Annotated in this window: 4 protein-coding genes; all 4 read left to right on the top strand. The window is 45.9% G+C overall.

Features of this window, described 5'->3' with window-relative positions:
• Positions 1-2 precede the first annotated feature (2 nt).
• The 4 genes from TY09_RS17795 (at position 3) to TY09_RS17310 (ending at position 3,826) form a co-directional block, all read left to right on the top strand.
• Positions 3-146: a phage holin family protein gene (locus TY09_RS17795; protein WP_276325304.1), complete on the top strand. Its 144-nt coding sequence runs from the start codon at positions 3-5 to the stop codon at positions 144-146.
• Positions 147-292: 146 nt separating this feature from the next.
• Positions 293-1,750 (top strand): leucine-rich repeat domain-containing protein, encoded by a 1,458-nt coding sequence (locus tag TY09_RS17320; protein WP_042436978.1) that lies wholly within the window; start codon positions 293-295, stop codon positions 1,748-1,750.
• Positions 1,751-2,351: 601 nt separating this feature from the next.
• Positions 2,352-3,596: a Y-family DNA polymerase gene (locus tag TY09_RS17315; RefSeq protein ID WP_042436975.1), complete on the top strand. Its 1,245-nt coding sequence runs from the start codon at positions 2,352-2,354 to the stop codon at positions 3,594-3,596.
• Positions 3,593-3,826 carry a hypothetical protein gene (locus tag TY09_RS17310; RefSeq protein WP_042436973.1) on the top strand — a complete coding sequence of 78 codons (234 nt, stop codon included), beginning with the start codon at positions 3,593-3,595 and terminating at the stop codon, positions 3,824-3,826. The genes TY09_RS17315 and TY09_RS17310 overlap by 4 nt, the downstream gene beginning before the upstream one ends.
• Positions 3,827-3,963: the final 137 nt, after the last annotated feature.

Raw genomic sequence — 3,963 nt, 5'->3', positions numbered from 1 at the left:
ACCTGCGCACGGCGGTAATTCTGTTTTTCATTGCCAATGAGGGATTTTCCATCGTAGAAAACGCTGGTATTATGGGCGTGCCAATGCCGCCGGCGATTAAAAACGCTTTTGCAGCGATTAAGAGCAAAGCGGATAAAACCGAATAGATATGACAAATCCCGCCCTGTGTAAATGCAGGGCGGGATTTTTGCGTTGTAGTTCCATTCCTTACCAATGGTAAATTTTATCCATTGTAAATACCGGGATTTTCAGGTAGGCTATAAATGGATATTACATATTGAGGATGAAAATTATGAAAACATTTCAAAAAACGATTGCCTTTCTTTTAACGCTAATTATCATAATTGGTACGTCTGCTTTCTCTTTTCCGATACTGGCAAGTGCGGATACTACTGGTGACTTTGAGATTGATAAATATGGAGTTCTTATTCGTTATAACGGAAAAGATAGTGAAGTGAATATTCCAGAAGGCGTAGTTGAAATAGGCTCCTGGGCTTTTCGCATGAGTAAGGTCACGAAAGTAAAAATCCCCAAAGGAGTTAGGAAAATTGGAAGTTCGGCGTTTGAAAAAAGTTCCTTAACTGAGATTCTCATTCCAGAGGGTGTAACCAGCATCGAAGACTATGCGTTTCAGGACTGTGCACAGCTGGCTCGGATACAGATTCCTAAAAGTGTTACCCAAATTGGCAGACAAGTTTTTACAAACTCTCTCTGGTTGAAACAGAATCCCAGTGATATGGTAATCGTAAATGATATTCTTGTAACATATAAAAATACAAATGCGACGGTTATTACTCTTCCAAAAGGACTCAAGGCGATTAATATTGGCGCACTGGGAGGTTTACCAAAAATGACCTCTGTTTCGATTCCCAATACGGTAACCACGATTGAGGAAGACGCTTTTGCGGGCTCCACTGCCCTGAAGGATGTGATAATCCCCGACAGCGTGACAAAAATTGGAGCAAGCGCATTTAAGGGATGCCGGGGATTGATCAGCGCCACACTTTCTAGGAATGTCAAAGTCCTAGATTATAGCTTATTTGCCTGGTGTACGTCTTTGAAAAAAATCGTTATCCCCGAAGGGGTTACCTCAATTAAAAATTATGTTTTTGATGGGTGCAGTTCGTTATCTGAGGTCACGCTGCCGAACAGCCTAATATCAATGGAATCACCTTTCTTTGAATGCTTCAATTTGAAAAGCATTGTTTTTCCTGATAAATATGTACACATCATCGGTCAGTTTTACCAAACGTCGGATCCTAAAACGGGCAATCCCATTCGCCGCACTTACCCTGATTTTATCATTTGTGGCAAAAAGGATTCTCCCGCTGCCACCTATGCAAGTATGAATGATTACAGCTTCCGTGTGATCGGAGAGGATCTGGTTTATTTGCCAGGCGGCGCACTGAGCTACAACGGAAGATCTTATTACGGCGCAGTCACTATGGATACCAGAACGTACACAATGGCCCCTGGGAACATTTATGACATTGGCGTAAAGTTGGTGGGAAGTGCTCCGGTCAAAATTCGCCGAATGACATCTTCGCGTGACGGCATCGCGTCCGTTCGTCAGCTGCCTAACGGCAATTACCGTGTTACCGGTCTACGCCCAGGAACGACATATATCACTTATACGATTTATGACCCCGAAAGTTATAAGGAAATTACCCACGCTTCCATTAAGTTTGATGTAGCAGCGGGCACCAAACAGCACGGCATTGCCTGCCGCCAGACCACTTACTTTAATTAAAAAGAGACAGTCCCCCCGCAGCTGGAGCAAATCCGGTTACGGGGGATCTTTTTGTTTAGCTGCGCTTGCGAGGTTTGCGGCGCTTATGACGTTTCTTCCGCTTTATGTAAAATTTTGAGCTGGAGTTTCTTCTACAATAAAATGCCGGTTGAATTTTATAAAGCTTGGTGACAGCAACTATTAATTTGACAAGAGCAGTTGCTAAAATTAAGACATCACATAAGATATTCGCATTCATTTAAATCGTTCCTCTCATTCGTTACCGTTTTCTTTCGCTTACATTGGATCTCCAATCAAAAAAGAGCGCCATTCCTCCTTTATCAGAAAGTAATGGTGCTCTGGGCACTCTGAGTATTCATTTGATGTGCTGTTGATGTGTTGTTGCTGTGGGTATTTCTTACGTATAATTATAACACGGCAATCTCCAAAAGCACAAGGGAATCAATTGTGCTTTTTGCAACTTAAAGCCGAAAAAATTTACAAAGGTGCCACAATGCCCCTGCCCCCAATAGGTGTTGGTCAGTATTTCCATTGATATTTTCGAACGCATGTTCTAAGATGTAGAAGCATATAATATGAACAAGCGTTTGGTGGTGATGATGTGGATCGGATAATTTTGCACTCAGACTGTAACAGCTTTTATGCCAGCGTTGAATGCCTGCATCGGCCGGAGATACGCGACAAGCCGGTAGCGGTGGGTGGCGATGTTGAGCAGCGGCACGGTATCATCTTAGCTAAAAATGAGCTTGCTAAAAGGTATCAGATAAAGACCGGAGAAGCCCTCTGGCAGGCAAAGCAAAAGTGTCCGGAACTGGTCATTGTGCCACCGCGCTTTGAGTTATATCAGCGCTTCTCGCGGCTTTGTCACGAAATCTATCTGGATTACACAGACCAAGTTGAGCCTTTCGGGCTGGATGAATGCTGGCTCGATGTCACGGCCGCCGGCGCTGATGGCGTGAATATTGCTCACGAGATACGAGAGCGTATTAAATACGAGCTGGGGATCACCGTAAGTATCGGCGTATCTTACAATAAAATTTTTGCAAAGCTGGGGTCGGACTATAAAAAGCCCGACGCAGTAACGGAGATCAGCCGGGCAAATTTTAAGGAAATAGCCTGGCCGCTGCCGGCGGGTGATCTGCTGTACGTGGGTGGCGCGACACGGCGCAAATTGGAGTCTTACTGTAAGCGCACCATTGGCGATCTGGCAAACACCCCGGAAAAGACGCTGAAAGGCTGGTTCGGCAAATGGGGTAGCGTACTGTATTGCTTCGCGAACGGTTATGATTTGACACCGGTCTCACGATATACTGATCAACAAATTGTGAAAAGCATCGGCAACAGCACCACCACGCCGCGTGATTTAGTGGATAATGAGGATGTTAAAATCATCCTATATGTACTGGCTGACAGTGTTGCCCGGCGGCTCCGTGAGCATGGCTGTAAGGGGCGGACTATCAGCATCAGCGTCAGAGATAATCAGCTCAACAGCTTTGTTCGGCAACATACCCTGTCTAATTATACAAACATTACCGCAGAGATCGCACAGGCTGGCATGGAGCTGTTTATCAAACATTATTACTGGCAGTGTCCTATTCGCAGCCTGGGCATCAGTATTTCCGATTTGGTCAGTGATTCGGCGCCGCTGCAGCTCGATCTGTTCGGCGACGGGCAGGAGCAGCTACGTAGGGAACGACTGGATACTACCGTGGATGGACTGAAAAGGCGCTTCGGCACCAAAGCTGTGCGGCCGGCGGTATTGCTGACGTCACCGGAATTATCGGCAATAGACCCGAAGCGCGACCATACGATACACCCCGTCAGCCTTTTTAGAGACGCATTATGAAAAAATATGTGAATATGATCGTGCAGTATACCGAAGAGGGCCAGATCATCCCGCTCGCTATCCGTTGGTCACCGGATCAGCTCTACGAGATAGATCGGGTGCTGGATGTGCGGCAAGCCGCCTCTTTAAAGGCCGGGGGTACAGGCATCCGGTATTTGTGTAGGATAAAAGGACAAGAGCGTTATATCTGGTTGGAAGAAGATAAGTGGTTTGTTGATGCAAAAGAATAACGCCCTCATCTCCCGGCCAGGAATGAAACTGTTGCTACGGGGTTGCTACAAAACAACCATTAGACCCCCATTCTACCTAAGTTTTACTTTGACTGGGGGTCAAGAGGCCGTGAGTTCAAGTCTCGCCACTCGGACCA

It is taken from the genome of Faecalispora jeddahensis, assembly GCF_000577335.1.
Classification (GTDB): domain Bacteria; phylum Bacillota; class Clostridia; order Oscillospirales; family Acutalibacteraceae; genus Faecalispora; species Faecalispora jeddahensis.
This window is presented reverse-complemented; position numbering and strand designations above follow the sequence as displayed.

Excerpts from the sequence above, each read along its gene's own strand:
- TY09_RS17310 (WP_042436973.1), top strand. The coding sequence starts at position 3,593 with ATGAAAAAATATGTGAATATGATCGTGCAGTATACCGAAGAGGGCCAG.
- TY09_RS17320 (WP_042436978.1), top strand. The coding sequence starts at position 293 with ATGAAAACATTTCAAAAAACGATTGCCTTTCTTTTAACGCTAATTATC.